The organism is Flavobacterium sp. 28YEA47A, assembly GCF_041262125.1.
Classification (GTDB): domain Bacteria; phylum Bacteroidota; class Bacteroidia; order Flavobacteriales; family Flavobacteriaceae; genus Flavobacterium.
In genome coordinates this window covers 270,158-296,231 of the sequence record NZ_JBGCCI010000001.1, presented here as the reverse complement: position 1 = coordinate 296,231, position 26,074 = coordinate 270,158, and the positions used below count along the sequence as shown (strand labels likewise).

General features: G+C 36.7%; 32 protein-coding genes. 10 read left to right on the top strand and 22 right to left on the bottom strand.

All coding sequences use genetic code 11. The features are described from left to right. The first annotated feature begins 59 nt into the window (after positions 1-59). Positions 60-644, top strand: a complete 585-nt coding sequence (locus ABH942_RS01405) for an RNA polymerase sigma factor (protein ID WP_056070645.1) — start codon at positions 60-62, stop codon at positions 642-644. A 233-nt stretch (positions 645-877) separates the two neighbouring features. Here the strand turns inward: ABH942_RS01405 and nth are convergent, their stop codons facing one another. Next, the gene (gene nth / locus ABH942_RS01400) at positions 878-1,528 is read right to left on the bottom strand and encodes an endonuclease III (protein ID WP_370029212.1); all 651 of its coding nucleotides are present in this window, start codon (positions 1,526-1,528) and stop codon (positions 878-880) included. 84 nt (positions 1,529-1,612) lie between these two features. Between nth and bcp the strand changes: the two genes are divergently transcribed. Further along, the gene (gene bcp / locus ABH942_RS01395; RefSeq protein ID WP_370029211.1) at positions 1,613-2,065 is read left to right on the top strand and encodes a thioredoxin-dependent thiol peroxidase; all 453 of its coding nucleotides are present in this window, start codon (positions 1,613-1,615) and stop codon (positions 2,063-2,065) included. A gap of 73 nt (positions 2,066-2,138) precedes the next feature. On the opposite strand, the gene ABH942_RS01390 is transcribed toward bcp, so the two are convergent. Both ABH942_RS01390 and ABH942_RS01385 read right to left on the bottom strand, forming a co-directional pair. Beyond that, positions 2,139-2,687, bottom strand: coding sequence for a GNAT family N-acetyltransferase (locus ABH942_RS01390; protein WP_370029210.1), 549 nt, complete (start codon positions 2,685-2,687; stop codon positions 2,139-2,141). Between the two features lie 78 nt (positions 2,688-2,765). Next, on the bottom strand, positions 2,766-4,238 hold the full coding sequence (locus ABH942_RS01385; RefSeq protein WP_370029209.1) for a TonB-dependent receptor: 1,473 nt from the start codon (positions 4,236-4,238) through the stop codon (positions 2,766-2,768). Between the two features lie 85 nt (positions 4,239-4,323). Between ABH942_RS01385 and ABH942_RS01380 the strand changes: the two genes are divergently transcribed. Genes ABH942_RS01380 through ABH942_RS01370 form a run of 3 tightly spaced genes read left to right on the top strand, consistent with a single transcriptional unit; the run spans position 4,324 to position 6,133 of the window. Beyond that, positions 4,324-5,088: an MBL fold metallo-hydrolase gene (locus ABH942_RS01380; RefSeq protein WP_370029208.1), complete on the top strand. Its 765-nt coding sequence runs from the start codon at positions 4,324-4,326 to the stop codon at positions 5,086-5,088. A 12-nt stretch (positions 5,089-5,100) separates the two neighbouring features. Next, positions 5,101-5,598: a hydrolase gene (locus ABH942_RS01375; RefSeq protein WP_370029207.1), complete on the top strand. Its 498-nt coding sequence runs from the start codon at positions 5,101-5,103 to the stop codon at positions 5,596-5,598. A gap of 49 nt (positions 5,599-5,647) precedes the next feature. Next, complete coding sequence (locus ABH942_RS01370; protein WP_370029206.1) at positions 5,648-6,133, top strand: hypothetical protein; 486 nt, start codon at positions 5,648-5,650, stop codon at positions 6,131-6,133. 37 nt (positions 6,134-6,170) lie between these two features. On the opposite strand, the gene ABH942_RS01365 is transcribed toward ABH942_RS01370, so the two are convergent. The 4 genes from ABH942_RS01365 to ABH942_RS01350 are packed head-to-tail and all read right to left on the bottom strand — an operon-like array spanning position 6,171 to position 10,351. Continuing rightward, on the bottom strand, positions 6,171-6,821 hold the full coding sequence (locus tag ABH942_RS01365) for an alpha/beta hydrolase (protein ID WP_370029205.1): 651 nt from the start codon (positions 6,819-6,821) through the stop codon (positions 6,171-6,173). 6 nt (positions 6,822-6,827) lie between these two features. After that, entirely contained in the window at positions 6,828-7,154 is a 327-nt protein-coding gene (locus ABH942_RS01360) for a hypothetical protein (protein ID WP_370029204.1), read from the bottom strand. 3 nt (positions 7,155-7,157) lie between these two features. Beyond that, on the bottom strand, positions 7,158-8,414 hold the full coding sequence (locus ABH942_RS01355) for a dihydroorotase family protein (RefSeq protein ID WP_370029203.1): 1,257 nt from the start codon (positions 8,412-8,414) through the stop codon (positions 7,158-7,160). Further along, entirely contained in the window at positions 8,411-10,351 is a 1,941-nt protein-coding gene (locus tag ABH942_RS01350) for a BatA and WFA domain-containing protein (protein ID WP_370029202.1), read from the bottom strand. Before ABH942_RS01350 ends, ABH942_RS01355 begins: the two co-directional genes overlap by 4 nt. Before the next feature lie 268 nt (positions 10,352-10,619). On the opposite strand from ABH942_RS01350, the gene ABH942_RS01345 reads away from it, so the two are divergent. Further along, positions 10,620-11,729: a lactonase family protein gene (locus tag ABH942_RS01345; RefSeq protein WP_370029200.1), complete on the top strand. Its 1,110-nt coding sequence runs from the start codon at positions 10,620-10,622 to the stop codon at positions 11,727-11,729. 7 nt (positions 11,730-11,736) lie between these two features. Here ABH942_RS01345 and ABH942_RS01340 read toward each other — a convergent pair whose 3' ends face one another. From ABH942_RS01340 to ABH942_RS01330, 3 genes are all read right to left on the bottom strand, one after another. Continuing rightward, the gene (locus tag ABH942_RS01340; protein ID WP_370029198.1) at positions 11,737-13,089 is read right to left on the bottom strand and encodes a DEAD/DEAH box helicase; all 1,353 of its coding nucleotides are present in this window, start codon (positions 13,087-13,089) and stop codon (positions 11,737-11,739) included. An 81-nt stretch (positions 13,090-13,170) separates the two neighbouring features. Further along, positions 13,171-13,944, bottom strand: a complete 774-nt coding sequence (locus ABH942_RS01335; protein WP_370029196.1) for a TIGR02757 family protein — start codon at positions 13,942-13,944, stop codon at positions 13,171-13,173. A gap of 21 nt (positions 13,945-13,965) precedes the next feature. Then, positions 13,966-14,625 (bottom strand): ABC transporter ATP-binding protein, encoded by a 660-nt coding sequence (locus tag ABH942_RS01330; RefSeq protein WP_370029194.1) that lies wholly within the window; start codon positions 14,623-14,625, stop codon positions 13,966-13,968. Positions 14,626-14,763: 138 nt separating this feature from the next. Between ABH942_RS01330 and msrA the strand changes: the two genes are divergently transcribed. After that, the gene (gene msrA, locus ABH942_RS01325; RefSeq protein ID WP_370029192.1) at positions 14,764-15,414 is read left to right on the top strand and encodes a peptide-methionine (S)-S-oxide reductase MsrA; all 651 of its coding nucleotides are present in this window, start codon (positions 14,764-14,766) and stop codon (positions 15,412-15,414) included. Between the two features lie 43 nt (positions 15,415-15,457). Further along, on the top strand, positions 15,458-15,757 hold the full coding sequence (locus ABH942_RS01320; RefSeq protein WP_370029191.1) for a hypothetical protein: 300 nt from the start codon (positions 15,458-15,460) through the stop codon (positions 15,755-15,757). Between the two features lie 55 nt (positions 15,758-15,812). Here ABH942_RS01320 and ABH942_RS01315 read toward each other — a convergent pair whose 3' ends face one another. The 11 genes from ABH942_RS01315 to ABH942_RS01265 form a co-directional block, all read right to left on the bottom strand. Further along, positions 15,813-16,085, bottom strand: a complete 273-nt coding sequence (locus ABH942_RS01315; protein ID WP_370029189.1) for a hypothetical protein — start codon at positions 16,083-16,085, stop codon at positions 15,813-15,815. Then, on the bottom strand, positions 16,066-16,206 hold the full coding sequence (locus tag ABH942_RS01310) for a hypothetical protein (RefSeq protein WP_370029187.1): 141 nt from the start codon (positions 16,204-16,206) through the stop codon (positions 16,066-16,068). Before ABH942_RS01310 ends, ABH942_RS01315 begins: the two co-directional genes overlap by 20 nt. Further along, entirely contained in the window at positions 16,199-17,134 is a 936-nt protein-coding gene (locus tag ABH942_RS01305) for an IS1595 family transposase (RefSeq protein WP_370029185.1), read from the bottom strand. Before ABH942_RS01305 ends, ABH942_RS01310 begins: the two co-directional genes overlap by 8 nt. 263 nt (positions 17,135-17,397) lie before the next feature. Beyond that, positions 17,398-17,838 (bottom strand): hypothetical protein, encoded by a 441-nt coding sequence (locus tag ABH942_RS01300; RefSeq protein WP_370029183.1) that lies wholly within the window; start codon positions 17,836-17,838, stop codon positions 17,398-17,400. A 153-nt stretch (positions 17,839-17,991) separates the two neighbouring features. Beyond that, entirely contained in the window at positions 17,992-18,504 is a 513-nt protein-coding gene (locus ABH942_RS01295) for a hypothetical protein (protein WP_370029182.1), read from the bottom strand. 391 nt (positions 18,505-18,895) lie between these two features. Further along, positions 18,896-19,222 (bottom strand): DUF6787 family protein, encoded by a 327-nt coding sequence (locus ABH942_RS01290; RefSeq protein WP_370029180.1) that lies wholly within the window; start codon positions 19,220-19,222, stop codon positions 18,896-18,898. Positions 19,223-19,253: 31 nt separating this feature from the next. Beyond that, entirely contained in the window at positions 19,254-19,679 is a 426-nt protein-coding gene (locus tag ABH942_RS01285) for a DUF6146 family protein (RefSeq protein WP_370029178.1), read from the bottom strand. A 118-nt stretch (positions 19,680-19,797) separates the two neighbouring features. Beyond that, the gene (locus ABH942_RS01280) at positions 19,798-20,355 is read right to left on the bottom strand and encodes a hypothetical protein (RefSeq protein WP_370029177.1); all 558 of its coding nucleotides are present in this window, start codon (positions 20,353-20,355) and stop codon (positions 19,798-19,800) included. 66 nt (positions 20,356-20,421) lie between these two features. Continuing rightward, entirely contained in the window at positions 20,422-21,381 is a 960-nt protein-coding gene (locus tag ABH942_RS01275; RefSeq protein WP_370029175.1) for a D-2-hydroxyacid dehydrogenase, read from the bottom strand. A 32-nt stretch (positions 21,382-21,413) separates the two neighbouring features. Next, complete coding sequence (serC, locus tag ABH942_RS01270; protein WP_370029173.1) at positions 21,414-22,487, bottom strand: 3-phosphoserine/phosphohydroxythreonine transaminase; 1,074 nt, start codon at positions 22,485-22,487, stop codon at positions 21,414-21,416. A 145-nt stretch (positions 22,488-22,632) separates the two neighbouring features. Further along, positions 22,633-23,691, bottom strand: coding sequence for an acyl-CoA reductase (locus ABH942_RS01265; RefSeq protein ID WP_370029172.1), 1,059 nt, complete (start codon positions 23,689-23,691; stop codon positions 22,633-22,635). Positions 23,692-23,804: 113 nt separating this feature from the next. Between ABH942_RS01265 and ABH942_RS01260 the strand changes: the two genes are divergently transcribed. After that, on the top strand, positions 23,805-24,155 hold the full coding sequence (locus tag ABH942_RS01260; protein WP_370029170.1) for a 4Fe-4S dicluster domain-containing protein: 351 nt from the start codon (positions 23,805-23,807) through the stop codon (positions 24,153-24,155). Positions 24,156-24,226: 71 nt separating this feature from the next. On the opposite strand, the gene ABH942_RS01255 is transcribed toward ABH942_RS01260, so the two are convergent. Then, positions 24,227-24,766 carry a hypothetical protein gene (locus tag ABH942_RS01255; RefSeq protein ID WP_370029168.1) on the bottom strand — a complete coding sequence of 180 codons (540 nt, stop codon included), beginning with the start codon at positions 24,764-24,766 and terminating at the stop codon, positions 24,227-24,229. Between the two features lie 211 nt (positions 24,767-24,977). On the opposite strand from ABH942_RS01255, the gene ychF reads away from it, so the two are divergent. Further along, positions 24,978-26,072: a redox-regulated ATPase YchF gene (gene ychF / locus ABH942_RS01250; protein ID WP_370029166.1), complete on the top strand. Its 1,095-nt coding sequence runs from the start codon at positions 24,978-24,980 to the stop codon at positions 26,070-26,072. The last annotated feature ends 2 nt before the right edge of the window (positions 26,073-26,074 follow it).

Here is a 26,074-nt window from a genome sequence, read left to right as displayed (position 1 = left end):
AAAATTACTTTTTAGAATATCTATTTTTCATTTACAACCAAAAACTAAAAGGTAATACTATGGCAAATGTTCAAACCCCAGACGCTTTGTTGGTAAAAAGATATGTGGCAGGTGACGAAGTCGCTCTTGCATCACTTATCGACAGACACCAGTCAAAAATCTATGGATTTATCTACTCCAAGGTTTCTGACAGAGATATTACTGATGATATTTTTCAGGACACTTTTATTAAAGTCATCAAAACCTTGAAATCAGGATCGTATAATGAAGAAGGGAAATTTCTTCCTTGGGTTATGCGAATTGCACACAATCTTATCGTAGATCATTTCAGGAGAGGCAAAAAAATGCCAATGTCCAGAGAGACAGAAGAATTTTCTATTTTCTCTGTCATTTCTGATTCTTGCCCAAATATTGAAAGCAGAATGATTACGGCTCAAGTAGAAAAAGACCTGAAAAAATTAATCGAAGAACTTCCTGATGACCAGAAAGAAGTACTATTGATGAGAATTTATCAAGACCTTAGTTTTAAAGAAATCTCTGAATTGACGGGAGTTAGCATCAATACGGCGCTAGGAAGAATGCGTTACGCTCTGATGAACTTAAGAAAAGTTATTGACAAGCATCAAATAATCTTAACAAACTAACAATATTACCTGCATTGTTGCGTTGTAGTAGAAATAACCTAGTAAATTATTATATGGCAAAAATCTACTCTAAAAAATCATTAGCAACAAAACCAATGCAGCCCAAAAAAGAGACAATATCATTTTTATTGAATTACTCTAAAGCCTTGAACTATATCAAAGTAAAAGGGCTTAAATTCGAGTCGATTGCTAATTGATAAAATATCCCGATAATTTATTGTCGGGATATTTTTTTATTTTCCAGCCAGTTCAGCCAGTACCTTTTTACTGCCTATAGTGCGGGTAATAATATCTTTTTCTAAATTCCAACCTCTAGCCGGGGAATATTCTCTTCCATACCAGATAATCTGAAGATGAAGGTCATTCCATAATTCTTTTGGAAAAATAGCTTTTGCATCTTTTTCAGTCTGTACTACATTTTTTCCGTTTGAGAGTCCCCAGCGGTACATCAATCGGTGGATATGCGTATCTACCGGAAAGGCAGGAACTCCAAAAGCCTGCGACATGACAACGCTGGCTGTTTTATGACCTACTGCCGGAAGTTCTTCCAGACCTTCAAAGCTTTGAGGAACTTCACCATTGTATTTTTCAATAAGTATGTGTGATAATCCGTAAATTCCTTTTGATTTCATAGGAGATAGCCCACACGGACGAATAATATCCTGAATTTCTTCAACAGTCATTTTTACCATGTCATAAGGATTATCAGCTTTAGCAAACAGCAAAGGTGTAATCTGGTTAACACGAACATCAGTACATTGTGCCGATAATAAAACGGCAATCAGCAAAGTATAGGCATCTTTATGGTCTAACGGTACTGGAATAGTGGGATATAACTCTTTTAACGTATTAATAACAAATGTGGCGCGTTCTTTTTTGGTCATTTTTAGCTATTTTTATAAATGTAAAATTAGGATAAATATTTAGTTTTTCCTTTTTCCAACTTTCTAAAACCCAATACCAAAAATATGACGACATTAAAAGCAGGAGACAAAGCACCTGATTTTTCAGGCTTTGACCAGGACGGAAAATTTCACCAGTTAGCAGATTATAAAGGAAAAAAATTAGTAGTTTTCTTTTATCCTAAGGCCAATACGCCTGGCTGCACTGCCGAAGCTTGCGACTTACGCGATAATTTTGAACGTTTTAAAGCGAATAATTACGAACTTCTTGGAGTAAGTGCAGATTCTCAAAAAGCACAAGGAAGATTCAGGGATAAATTTAAATTTCCTTTTCCTTTGCTGGCAGATGAAGATAAGGAGGTAATACAGGCTTTTGGTGTCTGGGGCCCTAAAAAGTTTATGGGTAGAACCTATGACGGAATTCATAGGACTACTTTTGTAATTGATGAAAATGGGATTATCGAAGAGGTAATTACAGATGTAAAAACCAAGGCGCATGCCAACCAAATATTGAAATAGATTGTGGCAACCATAAAAAAAGCAGTATCAATTGATACTGCTTTTTTATTGTATGAAAATCAAAGTAAGTAGTTTAACCAGGATTTGTTATTTCGTAAAGAAGACAATCCTTAAGTCGGTTATCCTGTAAGAGTAAGGGATGGTCAAAGTTTTTTACCTTTACCATTCCGATTTTTTTCATTACTTCCTCCGATTTTAGGTTTATTTTAGGCGTTGTAGCAATAATTTTTTCAAGGTTTAATTTTTCAAAACCATATTTCAAACAGGCCTTGGCTCCTTCGGTTGCATAACCTTTGTACCAATGTTCTTCAGACAGCCTCCAGCCAATATCAACAGAAGGTGTAAAATCGGATTCAAAATCTTTATCAGATAATCCAATAAATCCGATAAAAGTGCCGTTTTGTAATGCGTCAACGGCAAAATAGCAATACTTTTTATCTGAAAATTGCTTCTGCATTCTTTCAACAAAGGCTTTTGTCTGTTCCAAAGTTGGAATAGAAGGAAAAAACTCCATTACATTTGGATTGCTATTTACCTGGGCCATTTGCTCAACATCTTCAGAAATCCAGTTTCTGAAACCCAATCTTTCAGAAGTGAAAATATAATTTTTTGTATTGTTCAAAATCACAGATTTGGAGTTGTCTTCTAATAGGATTTAGTAGAAGGCGCTCTTTTCTAAATTTAATAATATGTGTCGAAATTAATTTGTGCTTTCTTCTACCAGCTTTTTTGGGTCATATCCAAAAAGATTATCTCTTTTAATCATTTCGGCAATACCTTTCGGCAGCATGCTTTCCCAGCCCGGTTTTCCTTTGCTGATCATTTTCAGAACTTCACGAGAGAAGATTTCTAAATCGTGCTCATCAAAATCGGTTATGTCGACTACTTTTCCGTTGAATTTGAAGAATTTGTACAGTTCTTTCATTCTAGGATGTACTTTCAGGTTTTCTGAATTGATGACTACGCCGTGCTCATCTTTCATTGGATATAGGAATACCTTCAAGTCGCGATAGAATAATTTACCAAAGGCTTCAAGGATACCGCCGCTTAAGTGACGGTAATATTTTTCATCAAAAACATCTACAAGGTTGCTGACTCCCATAGCTAGTCCCATACGGGCTTTAGTGTAGTTAGAGAAATATTCTACCACCTTATAATATTCCTGGAAGTTGGAGATCATTACGGTTTGTCCTAACGAACAAAGCAATTCAGCCCTGTCCATAAAGTCTCTTTCGTCAATTTCACCATCCGAACGTAGGTTGGACAGCGTAATTTCAAAAACAACCAATGTGTTTTCTTTTTCTACTTTATTTTCTTCTAGAAACATCTGTAATGATTTCTCGTACATATCCATGTTTACACGGGTTACAGGACGGAAACTTCCTCTTAAAGCAAGAATGTTCTTTTTGTAAAGTACCGCAGCAGGCAAAACGTTATTTCCTTCAGGATCAAACATTACAGCATCAGTCATTCCGTTTTTAACCAATTGAAGACTCATCAAACGGTTGTCGACGTCAGCAAAACGAGGACCAGAAAAATTAATAGTGTCAATTTCCAATTGGTCTTTGTCCAGGTGGTCGTAGAGATAGCGTAATAATTTTTTCGGATCGTTGTATTTGTAAAAAGCGCCATAAATCAAATTAACACCAAGAATACCAAGAGTTTCTTGTTGTAATCGGGCATCTGTTTCTTTAAAACGGATATGGAGTATGATTTCATTATAATCTTCGTCCGGTTCAATCTGGTATTTGATTCCTACCCAACCATGTCCTTTGAATTGTTTAGCAAAGTCAATTGTAGCTACCGTATTGGCGTAGCTGAAAAACATTTTGCTAGGGTGCTTATCTCTTTTAAGACGCTGCTCTACAAGCTTTACTTCGTGAGAAAGCATTTTTTTAAGTCGGGCCTCAGTAACATATCTTCCGTCAGCTTCAGCACCGTAAATAGCATCGCTAAAATCCTTGTCATAGGCAGACATTGCCTTCGCGATTGTTCCAGAAGAACCGCCTGTTCTAAAGAAATGCCTTACAGTTTCCTGACCGGCACCAATTTCGGCAAAAGTACCATATATATTTTCATTCAAGTTGATACGGAGAGCCTTATCCTTTACGGAAGGAATTTGCTCGATGACCTTATCTCCTTTAAGTTTAATCTCGTTTTCGTCGTTTCTCATAATAGTGATAATACTTTGCAAAGTTAACAAAATAGGGCTTTTATTAAAGGGAATTAATCCTATTTTTGTAAAAAATTAACGTCAATTGAAAGTCTATTTTTTAGGTACGGGAACTTCACAAGGCATTCCGGTGATAGGAAGCGAACATCCCGTATGTAAAAGCACCAACGCAAAAGACAAGCGTCTTCGTGTTTCTGTTTGGATTTCTTGGGAGAATCATTCCTTTGTCATTGATTGCGGGCCGGATTTCAGGCAACAAATGCTGATTTCCAAATGCCCAAAAATTGATGGCATTCTCTTTACGCATGAACATTCAGACCATACTGCAGGATTGGATGATATCCGTCCGTTTAACTTCAGGCAGGGAAATATTCCAATCTATCTGCACGAACGGGTTTTAGAATCTCTTAAACGCAGATTTGATTATGTTTTTGAAACCGTCAATAAATATCCGGGTGCGCCGTCTGTTGAGCCAATAGAAGTAATTAACGGACAAAGTTTCGATATAGGCGATAAAAAAGCTATTCCGATTAACGTTATGCATGGTGACCTTCAGGTTTTCGGGTACAGGATAGACGATTTCGCTTATCTGACAGATGTCAAGACTATTGAACCTTCTGAGATAAATAAACTAAAGGGACTGAAAGTGCTTGTTGTTAATGCCTTACGGGAAGAACCGCATAATTCTCATTTCAATCTGGAAGAAGCGTTGGAATTTATAAAAATTGTAGGTCCGGAAAAGGCCTATCTCACCCATATCAGCCATAGAATGGGATTTCATGATGAAGTAGAAAAGCTGCTTCCTGAAAACGTATATTTGGCGTATGACAATCTGCAAATAACCATTTAAACCCACCAAATAATGAAAAAACCGCTGTTATATCTTTTCATTTTATCTGTATTGCTGAACATTTTTACTTATATGTATTTTACTAAAAAAGTGAAATTTGAAGAAGACAGAATAACTAATTTTCAAAAAGAATCCAAAGCAAAAAAAGATTCTATAACTGCATTGAACAATCAGGTTCTGGATGCAAATTATTTTTCTTTGGAATACAATGATAATGCGATAGAATATTTTGACAAATTTGACATCAATCAGCTATCTACTGAAATCCGTGATGAAATCAGTTCTCTAAACGAAAAGCCAGGAGGCAATCCGCTTACAAAATATGACATGATTAACGGCAACAGGGCAATTATCAACAAAGTAAAAATCTTAAACAGCCGTTGGATTATTGCTGATTTTAGTATTGGAAAAGCCTGGGGCGAAGTCATGATTAAATATTTCAAGCAGGAAGGAAAGCCTACTGAATATGAAACCATGGATACTTTTATTTATCCTAACACTTTAAAGTAGAAGTTTTTTTATAATTTTATAGGCTATCAAGAACAAACCCTAAACGATTATGAAAAAAATATTTTTGTTGGCCTTTGTTACTGTTTCAGCTTTTTCCTGTAAGGATTTAGGCAAGAGCTCTGATTTGTCAATTCAAAAAGACAGCTTGGGAACAGTAGTAGGAAACGATAAAGACGATAAAGGATGCGTGGCTTCGGCTGGCTATACCTGGTCTGAATTGAAAAGAAATTGTGTCCGCCCATTTGAGGTGGGTATTCGTTTAAATCCGGCGGCAGAAGTAAAACAAGGAGATGCAGTTTATAGTGCTTTTGCTATTTTGGAAGAAAATGGAGGAAACAAAGCCGAGCTTTTTATGCCAAATCAAAAAACATCAATGATAATGGAAAGAGAGGCAGAAGGTAAGCCTTATGTAAAAGACGATTGGAAATTGAAAACTACAAATGGCTACCAATTGATGAAAGGCGATTCGCTGATGTATGCCGGGGCGCTGATTAATGAGGAGGTCATAACCGGAAGCGACAAGGCAGAAGATTAAAACATACTAAAAAGGATTCCAAATCGGAATCCTTTTTTTATTGATGATTTTCAAGCCAGTTTCTAAAATCGTAAAAATTTTGTGGCGATACGCCATGACCTATAGGATATTCTTTATAGGTTGCTTCAATCCCTAACTTTTTTAGCAAATCAGGTGCTTTTCGGGCCCATTCTACCGGAATAACCTGATCAACGGTTCCGTGTGAAATAAACATATTCAGATGCCTGAAATCATTTTTTTCATAACCGGGAACCAGTAAGTCAGTATTGATATGGCCGCTTAATGCAATGACATTTTTGACTTTTTCAGGATAACTTAGTGCAACTGCATAGCTCAAGATTGTTCCCTGACTGAATCCGATTAATGTGACATTCTGAAAATCAATAGGAAGCTCAGAAATGAGCTCGTTGATTAACTTAGCAATAATGTCTCTTGATTCCTTGGCCTGGTCTGTGTCTGAAAATTTATTTTCGTCCGCATCAAAATTGATAGCATACCAGGCATGCCCATACGGATTCAGGTTATAAGGAGCGCGCGCCGAAACTACATAATATTCATCAGGAAGTTCAGCTGCAAAAGAAAATAAATCTTCCTCATTGCTTCCATACCCGTGAAGTAATAACAACAGCGGATTCTTTTCTTTTTTTATTTTAGGTTCTCGAATGAGGTATTCTATATTTGATTTCATTACTTTTTAAGTAAGGTTTTTAAATGCTTTTTGGAAAAAACCTCCCAAAAGAGGAATCTTGTTCATTTGCCCTTGAAGTGCGCTCACAAAACTGTATGCCCACAATATGAAAATAAAGATATATAAAGCAGATGAAATCATCCAGCTGTCAAACAATCCTACTGGATAGCCTAAAGCGAAGAACAAAAGAAAAATTCCCAAAGTCTGGCGGATATAAAAACCGGCAAAGGCATTTTTTTTATCGCCATTTAATACCGCAGCGATTATTGTTCCTATAATGGTAAGGTGGGTTATGATAGCAATGTTTTTTCCTTCGTTAATTGTATTTTCCATAATCTAGTTGTTTAAGATTAATTGGTTGTTATTGTATATTCCGTATGCTTTTCCTTTCATCGATTGTCCCAGAAAAGCGGAGTTTTTTGATTTTGACAAGATGTTTTCTTTACCAAATGTCCATTTTTCTTCCGGGTTAAATAATGTCAGGACAGCCTTGTTTCCTTCTTTAATGATGTTTTCATCAATGCTGAAAATTTCTTTCCCGGAAATCAATTTTTCAATTACGGTCTCTAATGGAAGTACGGTCAATAGAGCACCAAAAGCACTTTCCAAGCCTATAGTTCCGTTTTTAGCCATATCAAATTCCATTTTTTTATGCTCGATGTCCATTGGATTATGATCGGATGTAATCATATCGATGATTCCGTCTTTTACCGCTTTTACCAATGCTTTTCTATCGGATTCGCTTCGTAGTGGAGGCGTTACTTTATATCGGGTATCAAAACCATCCAATTTTTCGTCGGTCAAGACTAAATTATGCACAGCCACACTGCAAGTCACATTCAGGCCTTTGGCTTTGGCTTCTTTAATTAGCTGTACTGATTTTGCTGTCGAGATAGTCGGGATATGTAATTTTCCACCGGTATATTCCAAGATAAACAAATTCCTTGAAATCTGCAATTCTTCGGCTAGTGAAGGAATGCCTTTTAAGCCCAGTCTGGTGCTTGCAATACCTTCGTTAGCAACACCTGCGCCTTTAATGTCAGAATCTTGTGAGTAGGCGATGACTAATCCGTCAAAATCCTGTACATATTGTAGGGCAATTTTTAGCAAGTTGGCATTTGATAAGCTTTTGTTGTAATCTCCAAAAGCTACCGCGCCAGAATTTTTCATATCGAACAGCTCTGCAAGATCTTTCCCTTCGCTTACTTTAGTCAGGGCGCCAATAGGAAATAAATCGGTAGCAGCACCTTCTGCTTTTCTTTTTGTAAAGCTGATTCCAGATTGGCTGTCAGGAATTGGGAAAGCATTTGGTTGTAAAGCAATGGCTGTAAAACCGCTTTTTCCGGCAACATTCAGTCCGTTAGAAAGTGTTTCCCTGTCTTCAAAGCCCGGTTCGCCTAAGCTGACACTGGAATCAAACCAGCCTTGTGATATATGAAGACCTTCAAGTGTTATCTCCTTGAGCTTATCAGGATTTTGGAGCTTTTTTCCAATTTTTGTAATGACACCGTTCTCAATTTTTAAATCGGCAGTCTCATTATGATAAGGGCTTTTAGGATCAATAATTTTAGCTTGTTTGATAATTAGGTTCATTTTACGAATTTTTGTATCAATATTTCAGTGACTAAAAAGAGCAGTGTCAAAAACACAAACCATTTCCATATTTCATTGTCCGTTCTGTTGGTCTGCAAAGTATCAAAGACTTCATCAATGCTTCCAATAACATTATAATCGGACAATATAGATTCATTTGAAGCCTCTATATTGCTTTCTGTTCGGGCATAATTAAAGCTGATTTCTTTTAACAGATTGTCTTGTTTGTAAATTCCAAAGTTCCCTGCTTCCTGAGGGAAATCGTTGAATGTAAGTTTTACTTTATTATTCAATATCTGCTGCATTGGAATGAACTTTTCATCTGTATCACCAGAAAGGCTCTTGATTTCAACAATTTCATCTTTAGATAAAGAAGCGTCAATCAAGAACGGGCCATTTTCGCCAATTGTCAATGCGCTGATTCCTGTTTTCTGGCTGCTTAAAGCCATATTGTAAAAAGTAGGCACGATCAAAGGCGAATTCTGGAAATTAGAATTGTTTTTATTGATCGGAGCCGAAAACACATATACCGAACTGACCGGATTTTGCACAGCAGTTAAAAAAGCATTTTGGTCTTCGAAACTCAATATTGCAGGATAAACACTTGAAATTTTATACGAACTGCTGACGTTTGGATATTGGAAATTCTCAATTTTTTTCTCAAAAACGGTACTGTACAGCGGATGGTTAAATGCAATTTTGGTAACCAGTTTTTCGCTGTTTTCTAAAGATTGGAATTGTATCTTTCCAAAATTCCCCATCAGGCTATTCAGGTTTGAAATACTGCTTTCAGAAGAAGGAATAACAACCAGATTGCCACCTTTTTCTACAAAAGATTTTAAAGTAGTCTGTAAGGCTTGAGGAATTTCAGGAACTTCATTTAAGATGATAGCATCTTGTTTTTCCAGAATATTGTAATCCAATGATTTTAAATCGAAATTGGTAAAAATGAATTCGTTGTCGGAATAGATTTTTTTCAGGAAGCTGCTTTTTTCAGGCTGTCCAATACTAACGATATTCATCTTTTGAGGCTTTGAAATACTAAAAAACAACTGATTATCATATTGTAATGCGTTGTCCTCAATCAAGGCATAACCGTTAAAATCTTCTTTTGGAATAGTAAAATTGATAGATTTTTCTTTACCGTCAAAATTGACTATTGTTTTGGCAATCAGCTTTTTGTTGTTGTAAAGTGAAATTGGAATATCCTTTTCATTGTCACCATACGAAGAAAGCTTGATACCTATTTCATAAAAATTGTCTAAAGCCTGCTCTATAAAAACACTGTCAATAGCTACATTGTTCTTTTGTTCTGCTTTTGGAATGATAAAGTAAGTATTGGATGTACTGTCAATACTTTTGAGCTGTTTTGGCTGTAATCCTACAGCATCCGTGATAATCACAATATCCTTGTTGTAAGGCGATTTTCTGGATTTGATTTTAGCCATCAGGTTGTCTAAAACAAATGGCGATGCGCTGTATTTTAGGTTTTGTAATTCTCTTTGGATGGATTTTATATCTGTGTTCCAGAAAACTTCTGAATTGGTAATTAGGGAAAAAGTCTGGTTTTCCGGAGCACTTTCCAATAATTCCTGTACAGCTCTTTTCATAAGCTCACCTTGTTTTCCTTTAGCCTGCATAGAAAAGGAATTGTCAAGAACGATAAACATTTCATTGGTGATTCCTTTGCTGTCTTTAGCCTGGAAAAAAGGCTGTGCAAAAGCAATAATTAAGCAAGCCAGAAGAAATAATCGGGTAAGCAATAAAAGCCATTTTTTTAACCGCGAACTTTTTCGGGTTTGTATAGCTAATTCTTTTAGGAAATGTACGTTGGTAAAATATTCTTTCTTGAAACGACGCAGTTGAAATAAATGAACCAGAATTGGAATAACCAATAAGAAAAGGAAGTAAAGAATTTCAGGGTGTTTGAACTGCATTTATTGAAAGTTTGTCAAAAATACAAATTAGTTGGCAGTTGTCGTAGCTAGTTTGGAGATTTTTTTGGAATATTAAATCAGGTTAATTCAAAATGCCACAGATTAAAAGATTAAAATGATTGAATGTCTAAAAATCTGCGCAAATCTTTGTAATCTGTAGCTAAAAAAACGAATCTTTAGATATTTATGCATTGAATCAGAATTAACATTTCCTGAAGATGCTTTTGCTATTTGAAGCCTTATTTTTGCTTTAAATAAATTTTTTAAAATGAAAAAAATCAACTTCCTGCTTCTCGTTTTTTTATTTGTTGCGACTGCAAATGCCCAGGATAAAATTTACAATCTGATCGTAGGAACTTATACTAATTCCTGTGATAGCAAAGGAATTTATGTTTATGATTTTAGCCCGGATACCGGTGACTTTTCTTTAAAAAATACACAAAAAACGGATAATCCGAGTTACCTCACGGTTTCTGAGAATAATAAATATATCTATAGTGTCAACGAAAATGGAGCAGACAGTAAAATAAGCTCTTTTAAATTTGATTCCAAAAACGGCAAATTACAACTGCTAAACTCTCAGGATTCTAAAGGAGCTGATCCTTGTTATATTATTAATGACGACAAAAATGTAATTGTCGCGAATTATTCCGGCGGAAGCATCGCGGTTTTTGAAAAGAAAGCCGATGGTAGCCTAAAGGAAGCCAAACAGCTTGTAAAACATACCGGAAAAGGAATCAATACTAACCGACAGGAAAGCGCCCACGTACATATGGTTTATTTTTCACCGGATAAAAAATACGTCTTGGCAAATGATTTGGGAACAGATATGATTTACGTATACAAATACGATAAAAATGCTCCGGAAAAAGTATTGGAATTAAAGGATAAGATTGCTGTGAAACCGGGAAGCGGCCCCCGCCATCTTACGTTTAGCAATGACGGAAAATTTGTCTACTTGCTTCAGGAATTGGACGGAACACTTACCGTTTTTAAATATAAAAACGGTTCTTTAAAACAGCTTCAGGAAACTACTGTTGTAGCCAAAGATTTTAAAGGAGAAAACAGTGCGGCAGACATTCATATTACACCTGACGGACATTTTTTATATGCTACAAACAGAGGTGATGCCAATACAATCAATGTCTTTGCAATTGATAAAAAAGGCACATTGGATTTAGTCAATCAGGTGAGTACTAAAGGAAATGGGCCTAGAAATTTTGCAATAGATCCCAGCGGTAAGTTCCTATTGGTAGCGCATCAATACACAAATGAAATAGTAATCTTTAAGATTGATAAAACTATGGGTAAACTTTCAGATACAGGAAAACGAATCGAGCTTTGTGCGCCTGTCTGCTTGGTTTTTACCAAATTCTAGCTAGATATTATTTGCCTTTATCTTTCTTCTTTTTGTCGCGGGTTCTTTCAACAGCACGGTTTCTCGGTTTTGTCTTTCTCGGTTTTGTTTTACCAGGACCGCCCAGATTGACTTTTTTATTCTTATCTGATTTTTCATGAAAAGCAGTACCACCGTCTTTTTTTACTTTTTTCATTAAAAGCTTAACCGGCTGTTTTACTTTTTCTGATTCGATAAGAACGGTTGAAATCTCAACTCCTTCAGGAATTGGAAGAGTATCTACTTCCTTATCCATAAGCATTTCACATTCTATAAAAGCCTCTTCCTCTTTTTTGCTTACAAAACTGATAGCTGTTCCTTCTTTGTCAGCACGACCCGTTCTTCCGATTCTGTGTATATATTGTTCAGGAATTTCTGCAACATCAAAATTCAATACATGGGTAATATCAGAAATATCCAAACCTCTTGCCATGACATCTGTCGTAATGATTCCTCGCAGATCTCCTTTTTGGAAATCCTGCATGGTAGTAAGACGATAGTTCTGAGACTTGTTGGAATGAATCACACCAAACTGATCGCCGAAGTCTTCTTCAATACGATCGTAAATCATATCAACAAAACGTTTGTTGTTCACGAAAACCAAGATTCGGGACATTGACTCGTCAGTTGATAAAAGGTGTTTTAACAGGTTGATTTTTGTGTTGAAATTAGGAACAGAATATTTAACCTGTTTGATTTTTTCTAATGGTGTTCCAGATGGAGCCAATGAAACTTCTTCGGGAAAGTCAAAATAATCTTCCAGTACGGCATCGACTTCATCAGTCATCGTAGCAGAAAAAAGAATGTTTTGACGTTTTGGACGCATCATCGCTAATATGGAAGTAAGCTGTACGCGGAAACCAAGATTCAGCATTTCATCAAATTCATCAATGACTAACTTTTGGGTTTCATCAAAACGCAATACATTGTCTAAAGCTAAATCCATGACACGGCCGGGTGTACCTACCAAAATATCTATCCCTTGATAAACAGACGTTTTTTGGGTATTAATATTTACGCCTCCGTAAATACCAAGAGTTCTAACCGACATGTATTTGGTTAACTTTTCAACTTCTTCTACAACCTGTACAACCAATTCTCTGGTTGGAACCAGGATCACGATTTTTGGAGTATGCGTAGGAGTGAACTTATATAGTTTTAACAGAGGCATGAGGTAAGCAAATGTTTTACCTGTACCAGTTTGGGCAATTCCCATCATGTCACGTCCTGATGCAATTACAGAAAATGACCTTTCCTGAATTGGTGTAGGTGAAGTGAATCCTAAATCATCAATTGCTTTTTGTAAAGATTTAGGAAGGTTGAATTGCTCAAAAGTTGACATACTATATAAATTTTGGGCAAAGGTACGTTAAAATTTGGACTTCTCAGATTGCCGGGATTTCAGGCAACCTATTGTAAGCGGTTAATCAGAAGAAAATCCTTCAAACACGCCCAAACCAAATAAAGCGAAATCATATTTTACAGGATCATTCGGATCGAGTTTTCGCAATTGTAAATCCAGTTCAGCCAAAGCCTTGGCATCGTTCTGTTTTCGATTTAAAAGTCCCAGTTTTCGTGCCACATTTCCGGAATGCACATCAAGCGGGCAGGACAGGGCAGAAGGTGAAATTGTTTTCCAGATTCCAAAGTCGACGCCTTTTTTATCCTGGCGAACCATCCATCTTAAAAACATATTGATTCTTTTGGCAGCAGAATTATTCAGCGGATCAGAAATATGTTTTTGGGTTCTTTGCAAGTGTTCGACTTCAAAGAAGATTTTTTTGAATTCATGAATACTATGCTGCATGGAATTTTCTTTTTGGTTTTTCAAAAAGACAGCTTCCAATCCATTATGGTTGGAGTAAATATTCTGTATGGCCTTAATAAAACTAATAAAATCCTGTCCGTTGAAAGTTCTGTGTACGAAATTCTCCAGACGTTCCAATTGATACTCCTGATGCGTCATGATAAAATCGTAAGGAGAATTTCCCATCAATTCCATCATTTTTTTGGAATTATTGATAATCATTTTCCGATTTCCCCACGCAATAATCGCGCTTAAGAATCCGGCAATCTCAATATCTTCCTTTATTGAAAAAGCATGCGGAATCTGAATCGGGTCGGATTCAATAAAATCAGGATTATTGTATAATTCAACCTTTTCGTCAAGAAAGATTTTTAGCTCAGTATCAGTCATAATTAGATGCCGGATTTAGCATTACGGAATTAATCCGTCAGACATTACCAGTTTTCTGTCCGCCATATTGGCCAGTTCTTCATTGTGTGTGACAATTACAAATGTTTGCCCAAACTCATCCCTAAGTTTAAAGAACAATTGGTGCAGATTTTCCGCAGAAACAGTATCCAGGTTTCCGGATGGCTCATCGGCGAAAATAACAGCAGGCTTGTTGATAAGTGATCGTGCAACGGCCACACGTTGTTGTTCGCCGCCTGAAAGTTCTCCCGGCTTATGGTCAATCCTATGTGACAAACCTAAATAGTCTAAAAGTCTTTTTGCTTCTGCTTCGGTTTCCGATTTTGATTTTCCGGCAATAAAAGCGGGTATACAGACATTTTCCAATGCTGTAAATTCAGGTAAAAGCTGGTGGAATTGGAATATGAATCCGAGCTTCAGGTTTCTGAAACGGGAAAGTGCCTTGTCATTAAGCTGCAAGATGTTTTCTCCGTCAATCTGTAACTGAGTTCCGTTTTCTATATTGGGTTTATCCAATGTGCCTAAAATTTGAAGCAGTGTGGTTTTTCCTGCACCGGAAGCTCCCACAATAGATACGATTTCACCTTTTTCAATATGAAGATCAACGCCTTTTAGTACGTGGAGCTTATCGTAATATTTATGTAGATTTTTTGCCTGGATCATTTTTTCCAATTTCTACAAAGAAACAAAGTTTTTGAAAAACTTCCCATCTTTGATAGGTTATTCTTAGTGATAAAGTTTAGTTAATGCCATTCCTGAAACTTCAGATAATCGTTATTTTTGAGGAAAACTCAGGATACAATGAAAAAGATGATCGGACTGCTGACTTTGATTACGATTTCATGCCAGTCAAAAGAAAAGAAACAAGAACAATTAATTTCAGAAATTAACGAACCCGTAAAAATGGAAGTAGAAAAAGGATTAGAAATTGCAACCTTTGGTGGTGGATGTTTCTGGTGTACAGAAGCTATCTTTTTAGAATTGGATGGTGTTAAAAAAGTGGAATCTGGATATACTGGAGGTAAAACAGCAAATCCGACTTATGAAGAGGTTTCTACAGGGACAACAGGACATGCTGAAGCAACACAAATTACTTTTGATCCGAATAAGATCAGTTTTGGAGAGCTGCTAGAAATATTTTTTGCAACCCACGATCCAACAACATTAAACCGTCAGGGAGCTGATATCGGTACCCAATATAGAAGTGAAATTTTTTATCACAGCGAGGAACAGAAGAAACTGGCAGAAGAATATATAAAAATTCTTGATGCTGAAAATACGTTTGGAAAGCCGGTTGTGACTAAAGTTTCTCCTGCGGGTAAATTTTATGTAGCTGAAAATTACCACCAGAATTATTATGCAAGAAATAAAGAAAAGTCATACTGCAGTTATGTCATTACGCCAAAAGTTGAAAAAGTAAGAAAACAGTTTTCAGGAAAGCTGAAAAAATAATTGGCATTAGTTTTGCGTTATTATAGCGACTAAACAATTGAAAATGACAGAACAAGTTCAGATAAAAGTAGCTTCTGATAAAAAACAGAAGCAGTTAGTATTAAGTATACTGTTTGATGTTATAGGAATGTCGACCTATGCACTGCCTTTTATTGGAGAGTTTGCAGATATTGCATGGGCGCCTATATCCGGGCTTATTTTGGCAAGAATGTATAAAGGAACGGTTGGTACAGTAGGTGGTATTGTATCATTTTTGGAAGAACTGTTTCCCTTTACGGATATTATTCCGACCTTCACCTTAACCTGGATTTATACTTATTATGGCAATGACTTACATTTGTAACCCATTAAATTAATATTTTATAGACCGCCTTTTTGGGGCGGTTTTTTTATTTCCGTTATTTCTCTTTTGTAGGATTCGCAGAAGCGTCTCTACTTAATCCTACGGACTTTTTATAATTATATACTTCTTGCAGGATATATACTTTACCTGATACGCCTGTAAATTCTATTTCGGTTGATTTTTCAAACTTCCTTCTATACGTAAAATAGGTATCCGCATTAGGTTCTAACCGAATAAGCGCATCCGCAAACTCTTTAAGGTTTGTAGAGAACAGCACGACCATATTATCAATGTTAGCCGTGTACAGCTTACTTAGAGCTTTCATCATCTTTTTCCTTTGGCTTTACAATAGCAGAAAGCACGGAATTGAATTTAGGCTCGTCCTTTTCAATCAGTACATCTTCTTTCGGTTTCAGTATGTCGTCTTTCTTTTTGGGTTTCTTATCCATTGGTCAACGTTTTATATTTTAGTCTTTTTGTAGTTCCGATTGCCAAAGCTACGTCAAATTTGCTTCCCTCCGATAAGCCCCTGTTATTATACCTGAACGTAAACTCGTTTACATAACGTCCCAGGTGCTTGTCGCTGACATGGTGGTAAATCCCATCCAACCCTCTTTTAAGCAGGGACCAGAAATTTTCAATATTGTTTGTGTGTACAGATCCGCTAACGTATTCATTTGCACTATGTCTTACGAAATCATGATTGAATGACTTATGTAATGATGAATAGGCACGATACTCGTCCGTATATACAGTGGCACCAGAATCCACTTTGGCTACCATAATTGGCAAAATCGTATCCGCCTTGGTATCCTTGACCGGAACGGCATAGACCTTGCCGCTGCGTTCCAGTATCCCGAGTACGGGGGATTTGGTCTTTATACTGCGCCCTTGTGTCCCTTTTACCTGTTTGGACGCATGTTTGTTTTTCTCTTTTCCGCCTATGTAGGTCTCATCTATTTCTACCTCATTGGAGAAAGTCCCTGCTTGTGGGCTATATGTTTCCCTGATTCTCTGCAACACGAACCAGGCCGATTTCTGCGTTATCTTCAGGTCACGGGCCAATTGGTGCGAGGAAATGCCTTTTTTGTGAGAGGTTACCAAATAGATAGCCACGAACCATTTACGCAAGGATATTTTTGAATCGTGAAAGATAGTACCGACCTTGACACCGAACTGCTTACGGCATTCGTAGCACTTATAGCGTTTTGTCTTGCCCTTAAGGGCATTGACCCTTGTAGACTCGCAATAAGGACATACGGCCTCGCCATTCCAACGTATAACCGCCAAATGCTCCTCGCATATTTCTTCAGTAGTGAAGTGGTCAAGTAATTGGAATAGGCTGTCGAAATCTCTTAGGTCTTTAGCGGTTTTCATTATGCTGTTATTTGATATTGTAAATATACGATGATATATTTACAGAAACAATAAAAATGTAATTATTTCATGATATTTTTACATTGCTTGCTTTCGTATCATATTTTCGCTATATTTGTAAATGAAAAAGGGATGCGCTAACATCCCTTTTTGTCCAATCGTTAGGCAATTTGCCGAAGCTAATGAGACTTTCGATTGCTTATCCGTTCCTCTAATGTGGGAACTTCTGAATACCAAAGCACTCTTTTAGGGTGCTTTTCTGTTTATATCTCAGGCCTATATTCTTCTTTAAAATCAGTTCCGTCATGCCACTCAGGTAAACCCCAGTATGTATCCTTATTGGTTCCGTAGGTATGGTTTGCGATCCTGCCTTTCTTTTTAAGGGTTCTTACAGTCATCTGGATATCATCTTCTCTCCCTATCAGTTTTACATATAAATCCTGTATATCCGGCATTTTAGCAGCCTTTCCGATCCCATCCCTCAAAATCCAAAGTGCCTGAGCCCTTTTAGTATCATTAAGAGGAAATCCCGAACTAAGGTTTGGAGAGCCTAACGAATTTGAGATGCTCTCGATAGATCTATCTATATCATGGCCCAATATCTGCAATACCTCTTTTATGGAATTGGCGTGCTTTATATTAACTTCAGCCAAATCCATAAACTCCTTGTGTTTTAAGATAAGTGTTCTTATAGTGTCGTCCATATCTTTATAGGTTTTTAGATATGCCAAAGATATGTATAAACATCCTAACAACCAAATAAATAAGAAAAAAATTAAAAACAGGTCCTATAGGGGTATGCAAACGGGTCTTATTGAGAAGATATAAAAAATAGGCCGGTATGACACCGGCCGTAATTATTCGATGCACTTGAGCATCTCCTTTAATTTCTTGTCGTGCTTGGGCTTTACCTCGTCATCGGCATAACCCTGGCCCGTATATACCCTCAGTTTCGTTATGCCCTCTTTCAGTAACCGGGAATACGCCTCATCCGGCAGGGGGATCATCTGTGATGCCGTGAAGTATATGTTCTTCAGGCTGGAATTGTATCCGCTTCCGGATATTACCGTTTTGGGAAAGGCCAGCCTTATGGGTTCTTCCGCATCCGTCTTGAACAGGACTTCGGCACCCTCCCGTAAGGTAAAGGCCGACGGCCCGTAAGCATTTAGTACCAGATACCTTTTATCGTCTATATTTAACAGGTTATAGGTACACGAGAAAGACGAGGTCCATGAAATGGTCAGCGGGTTATCTTTGGTCTCCAATATACGGTGTTTGGTAAATTCGTCAACCTCGTCCCTTTTGTATTTGCATTTCTGCCCGTAGGCCAGGCTACCTGAAAGCAGCAGTAACAGTAGAATTTTTTTCATTGTGGTAATTTATCAGAGTTATTAATTAAAAAAGCGTGGACTGATACCATGCCTCTGAAAGGTTTACCACAACCCTGCAAGCAGATGATATAGCCACGCCATGAGGCGCACCATAGACATCTTTTGCTTGCTCTTTCAAAGTGGTAATTTATCAGAAGCTGAAAATGTATAGTACAATATATTTTATTAGGACAAATATAACTCTTTGAACACCATTTCCAAAATAAGAAATCCTTCTGTTTTTAGGAGAAGGATTTTTTAATATTTCTGGGTTACAGATGTAATTTATTGCCCTTATTATTTCAGCAAGGAAAATAAATAAAGGATTTCAACAATCAATAAAAAAGCCGGAACTTCAATTCCGGCTTTTCTTTTTATATCAGTTTGCAGCTTATTTGCTTTCGTCGCTTTTTTCTTTAGGTAATAAAAATCCCAATTTCATGCTTCGTATCATTCGTTTGGCAAAAGGAAAGAAAAAGCCAGATTGCCCAAATATATATCCAAAAACCATTAACATAAAAGGATAGAGTGGTAACACTAATACCAATAGAATAATGTAATAAAGTGACCAGTGTGTGTTTTCTTTTGTAATTCCGAGTAGTCCCATTAGGAAATAAGAAATTCGGGCAGAAAGAGAACCATTGATGGCAAAAACAATAAAGATTATGACAAGCTGGTAATTTGATGTAATGCCCCAGCGCTTTTTAAGCTTATTCATACTGAATTAATATAAGCGCAAAACTACAACTTTAAATTCGAGGGACAAAGCCTCCCAGTTTTATATTATTGGTAAGTTGAAAATAAGTGAGGTAATTATAAAGCATATAATTGACTTCATAACCATAATTTATTTTGTTCTGATAGTCAATACTCATGTCAAAACGTCGGTCGCCATGGTTAAAACGATTATTCCATTCCATAACCCATATACGATTTCGAGTTTCCATGTATTGTTGTGAGTAATAGTTTCGCGGTTTGGCATAGCTATAAAACCAACTGTTGAAACCGGGATCGATAATAATAACTTCATATTCCAATTCTTCATTGGCAATTTTTATCGTATCGTTCTGTACGGCCTTATCTGTTTGTTGAAACGTTTTGGTCTTTGTGTTTTTTGACGTAGTACATCCAAAAATCAGAAAAAACAATATTCCTATGTAAATCAGATTTTTCATGTTCTGGAGGATTTGTATAAAGTTACTCATTCTTTTTGAGATGCTTTTTAGGCTTCTTATATTTTTAACATAAAAAAGCCAGACAAATGCCTGGCCTTACTGAAATATTTTAAATAGTCTATTTTCCGAAAAGTTTGCCTAGAAAACCACCTATGCCTCCTTTTTTATTGACAGCAGCCATAGCATCGCTCATGTCTATTTTGCCATCATTATTTTGGTCTAAGCCAAATTGTTCGCCATATTTTTGGATGGCATCCATGATAGAAGAACCACCTTGGCCACCAGAAAGCGAGTTGACGATATCTGAAATTTCAAAACTTTTGTCGTTTGGATTCTTAGCTTTTCCAACCAAAGAGCCCAAAACTTTAGGGATTAGCCCGCCGGCAACACCTGAAGCGGCATCGCTGCTAAGACCAAATTTTTCTCCCAGGTTTCCGGAAAGTTGATCTGTCAGTTGTTTTACTACAGGATTTGATGCCGAACCGGCATTATCGCCTTGAAACAATTGGCCTATTTGGTCAGCACCTCCATCAGAAATAATTTTCTGCAATCCTGAAAAAATAGAATTGCTTGCTTCGTCCATGACGCCTTCGTTCAATTCATTTGGCACGGAACTATTGTTTACCACAGCTTCATTGCCGTACTGTTTTACTAAATCGGATAGTTGTTCTAGCATCTTCTGTAAGTTTAAAGTTTAAACAAATCTATACAAAAATCCCTTATATTTAACAAAAATGATAAATTATATCTCTGATTTTAATATACTTATGATTTGTTCGGCTAATTCAATTCCAATTCGGTCTTGAGCTTCCAATGTTGCCGCGCCAATATGCGGTGTCAATGATATTTTTGGATGCATTAGTACTTGTACAGCAGGAGTTGGTTCTTCTTCAAAAACATCCAATCCGGCAAATAAAACTTTTCCGTTATCTAAGGCTTCAATAAGCTCTACTTCATTAATTATACCACCACGCGAAGCATTAATGATTCCAACGCCGTCTTTCATCTGTTCAAATTCTTCTTTCCCGATTACATAACCATCTTGTGCAGGAACATGCAATGAAATAAAGTCGGAATGTCTTAGGATATCTTCTATAGGTTCCGTCACAATGTCAACATTAATGAACTGGCCATTATAAAAATCGACCTTAATTTCAGCATTGCCAACAAATTTATCAGAAGCGATAACACGCATACCCAATCCAAGTCCAATTTTAGCAACAGCTTTCCCGATTTTTCCAAAACCGATAATCCCAAGCGTTTTTCCTTTTAACTCAATTCCGTTGGCATATGCTTTCTTCAGTCCTTCAAAATTAGAATCGCCTTCAAGTGGCATATTACGGTTGGAATCATACAAAAAACGCACACCTGAAAATAAGTGTGCAAAAACCAATTCAGCTACAGATTCTGAAGAAGAAGCCGGCGTATTGATAACATGGATTCCTTTTTCACGGGCATAATCTACATCAATGTTGTCCATACCCACGCCACCACGACCAATTACTTTCAGCGTAGGGCAGTTGTCAATGATATCCTGACGAACTTTGGTTGCACTACGTACCAAAAGCACCGAAATAGCATTTTTATTAATATAATTAGCGACCTGTTCCTGGGCTACTTTAGTCGTTATGACTTCAAATCCGCCTTTTTCTAAAGCTATGATACCGCTTTTAGAAATACCGTCGTTGGCTAATACTTTCATGTTTCTTAATTGTGTTTATATGTTTTGATAAATCAGGCGTTTGTTCTTTCAAATTCCTTCATGACATCCACTAGTACCTGCACGCTTTCTAAAGGCAACGCATTATACATGGAGGCTCTATAACCGCCTACTGAACGATGTCCGGATAAACCTGAAATTCCGGCCTCTTTCCAAAGTTGGTCAAATGCCTGAGCCTGACTTTCATTTTTTAGCAAGAAGGTCGCATTCATGTTGGAACGATCTTCTTTAACAGCTGTCCCTGTGAATAATAGGTTTCGGTCTATTTCGGTATATAGCAGATCCGCTTTGGCCTCGTTGATTTTTTCAATAGCAGCAATTCCACCTTGTCTTTTCAGCCATTGCAATGTCAGTAGTGAAGTGTAGACGGCAAAAACTGCCGGCGTATTGTACATGCTTTCTTTTTCAATATGCTGCTGATAGTTTAATATATTCGGGATGTTTCGTCCGGTTTTGTCAAGAATAGCTTCTTTGACTACGACAAGCGTAACACCTGCCGGGCCCATATTTTTTTGAGCTCCTGCATAAATAAGGTCGAATTTTGAAAAATCGAGTTGGCGTGAAAAAATATCAGAACTCATATCGCAGACTACCGGGATTGATGTTTTTTTAAATTCTTTCATCTGTGTTCCATAAATAGTATTGTTGGAAGTACAGTGGAAATAATCAGCATCAGCCGGAATTTCATAGTGTTTAGGAATATGATTGTATTTTTCCGCTTTTGAAGAAGCTACAACAATGGTTTCGCCAAATGCCTTGGCTTCCTTGATGGCTCCAGAAGCCCAGGTTCCGGTATCTAAATAGGCAGCTTTTCCTCCATCTCTTAAAAGATTATAAGGAACTCTTAAAAATTCCATACTGGCACCGCCTTGCAAAAATAAAGCCTGATAGCCTTTTCCCTGCAAGCCTAAAAGTTCAAGAACCAAAGCTCTTGCTTCTTCCATTACGGCTAGAAAATCTTTGCTCCTGTGTGAAATTTCCAAAATCGATAAGCCCGAATTATTGAAGTTCAAAACAGCCTGGGCTGATTTTTCAAATACTTCTTGTGGTAGAATGCAAGGGCCTGCACTGTAATTATGCTTTTTCATGCTGTATTTTTAAGAGAGTGTTGTTGTGAGTTTGAAAAGCAAATTTCAGAAATTATGATTAAAGATTTCTTAGTGTTTTCGTGATAATTTCGTAAGGTTATTAACGAAAACGATATAGTGAAACTGTTTTTATTCGTTATTTCGACTAAATCGATGAGAGAAACGCAATGGTGTCTACATTATCTGCATAGTCCCAAAGTTCCGGTTTTTGCGTTTTGCCAAATGGGATACTGTTTTTGATACTTCCTTTAGAAACAATGCATTGGATCTGTTCATGATCTGCGTCCAGGCGTTTTTTGAGTTCCTCTATATTTTCATAGAATTCATAAAATACGCTTGAAATTGGAGAAGAATAGCTGACGTCTTCTTTAATAGTAAGGAATCCGTTATCTAATAATTTGAAATTGCTCATCAGGAAAACAGCCTTATTATAGTCATAATTATTGGCATATTTTTCATAGTGTATAACATCCTGATATTCAAAGATTCCTTCAAAGAAGGCTTCGAATTTATAATCTTTCGGGACAAAAATTTTGGAAACGTTTCTACAGCCTAATCCGAAATATCTGAAGATATCTTCGCCCAATTGTATAAAATCTTCTTTAGATTCTGTACCATCCAAAACAGCAATAGAATTTCTGTTTTTTCGAATTATTGAAGGCTTATCTTTAAAATAATATTCAAAATAACGAGCCGTATTATTACTTCCTGTTGCAATAACGGCATCAAAATTTTCTAATTTGCCTTCTGCAAAGGTGATATATTCTGCCAGTTTAGGCTCAACAGCAATACTATATTTTGCTAAAAAAGGCAAAAGATGTTGGTCGTTTGAAGATGTTTTTACCAATACTTTATGTCCGGAAATCAAAACACTCAAAAAATCGTGAAAGCCCACCAATGGGATATTTCCAGCCAGAATCAAACCGACTGTTTTTCCACCAACCTCTTCCAGATTGTACTTAGAAAGCCATTGATCTAGGTTTTCTTTTGTCAAGGCCTCGGCCCAGGATCGTATAGCAAAATATACCTGTTCAGGAGTATACCAACCATTATGAGATTGGGACAGCTCAATCAAATCCAAAAAATCATTGAAAAACAAATCGTTATGTAAAACGTTTTCTTTTTTAATACTTTCATTTTCAGAAAATTGACTCAAGAATTTTCCTAACTCTACAAAAATATTTTTTTTGTGCTCTAAAGTCATATTGATTTGCTTATGAATTGTTTTGGACGTAATTTTGCACAAAAATAAACCTTTTCTAGGCAGTAGGCAAGCCTTAAGTATATTGCCTACAGCTTACAGCAAAAAAAGAAAAAATGGCAATCATAATAACAGACGAATGCATCAATTGTGGTGCTTGCGAACCAGAATGCCCAAATACTGCCATATATGAAGGGGCAGATGATTGGAGATACAAAGACGGAACCAAACTTAACGGAAAAATAGTGCTTCCAAATGGAGAAGAAGTAGATGCGGATGAGCCGCATACGCCTCTTTCGGATGACATCTATTATATTGTGCCAGGTAAATGTACAGAATGCAAAGGCTTCCACGAAGAACCTCAGTGTGCTGCTGTTTGTCCGGTTGACTGTTGCATTCCGGATGATAATCACGTAGAAAGTGAAGAGACTTTGCTTAACAGGCAGGCATTTTTACATGGTGAATAATTACTGAAGTAAACAAATAAAAAAACCTGAATTATTTAATTCAGGTTTTTTTATGCTTTTTTTTTAGAATATTATTGTGCAGATTTGGAATAAGTTTCAATTGTAACCTTATCCGATTTGTCGTTATAAGTTTCTACAACAAGGTTTCCATGAGTATCAAAATATCCAATTGAAGTCTGGTTTTTACCTCTGTAGATGTAACTGTTTGTACTTGTAGCTCTCAGTATACCTAACCTTTTATTGTCTTGGGTAGTAATAATATATCCGGCAGGATCCAAGCTCAATTGATATGTTTTTCCGTTTGAGGTATAGTAGGAAGAACGGTCAATATCGACTGTTCTGGTACTTCCGTCAGGATTGATTACCTGAGTTTTTGAAATTACTTCAACAGGTGTTTCTTTTAGGTTCTTATTCAATGCTTTGGAATCAGCATTTTGGAACTCGAGATTCTGTACTTCCTTAACTTCCTGAGTTTTTAGGTATGTTTTCTCGCCATCAGAATCCTTTACCGTAGTTACGGTTGTTTTGGAAACATCTGAGACATTTTTATTCTGTGCCTGTAGGCTTAATGCTGCCAATAATGTAATGCTGCTTAACAAAATAGTTTTCATAATGATTTGATTTAGAGTGATTCCTAACAAATTTAAGGATTTTATGTTAAATTAATTTCTAAAAAATCATAAAGAATTGCTAAATGTTGTTTTTGAATGGGAATTTTTTAATTTTTTAAGAGCTAAAAATAGAAAGGCAAGGAGGTTTAATTTCAAATTCAAAAGCGTATATTTGCACCCTTAAAATTATCAATATCATACTTGTACCATAATGAAAGCAGGAATTGTAGGGTTGCCAAATGTTGGAAAATCAACATTATTCAATTGTTTATCAAATGCAAAAGCGCAAAGCGCAAATTTCCCGTTCTGTACTATCGAACCTAATATTGGAGTCGTAAACGTACCTGATCCGAGGATTAATAAGTTGGAAGAATTGGTGAAACCAGAACGCGTTCAGATGGCGACTGTAGATATTGTAGATATTGCAGGATTGGTAAAAGGAGCAAGCAAAGGCGAAGGTTTGGGGAATCAGTTCCTTGGAAATATCCGCGAGTGTAATGCTATCATCCACGTATTGCGTTGTTTTGATAATGATAATATCGTCCATGTTGATGGAAATGTGAACCCAATCCGCGATAAAGAAACTATCGATATCGAATTGCAGCTGAAAGATCTTGAGACTGTTGAAAAACGTCTTGAGAAAGTAAACCGTGCTGCAAAAACAGGAAATAAAGAAGCGCAGGTTGAGCAGGCTTTGCTTAACCGAATCCGTGAAGCTTTATTGCAGGCGAAATCAGCCAGAACAATAACGCCGCAAAATAATGATGAGGAAAATCTTTTGGAATCATTCCAATTGATTACTGCCAAACCGGTTTTGTATGTGTGTAATGTAGATGAATCTTCTGCGGTTAGCGGAAATAAATATGTAGACCAGGTTAGAGAATTGGTGAAAGATGAAGATGCTGAGGTTATTGTACTTTCTGTTGGAGCTGAAGCTGATATTACAGAATTAGAAAGCTATGAAGAACGTCAGGTTTTTCTTGAAGATATGGGCTTAACAGAGCCAGGTGCTTCTGTATTGATCCGTGCAGCTTATAAATTATTGAAACAACAGACTTATTTTACTGCTGGTGTAAAAGAAGTACGTGCCTGGACTATTAATGTTGGAGCAACAGCACCTCAGGCGGCTGGTGTAATCCATACTGATTTTGAAAAAGGATTTATCCGTGCGGAAGTAATTGCCTATGATGATTATGTAGCCTACGGTTCTGAAGCTAAAGTAAAAGAAGCCGGAAAACTACGTGTTGAAGGAAAAGAATATATAGTTAAAGATGGTGATGTAATGCACTTCAGATTTAACGTATAAAT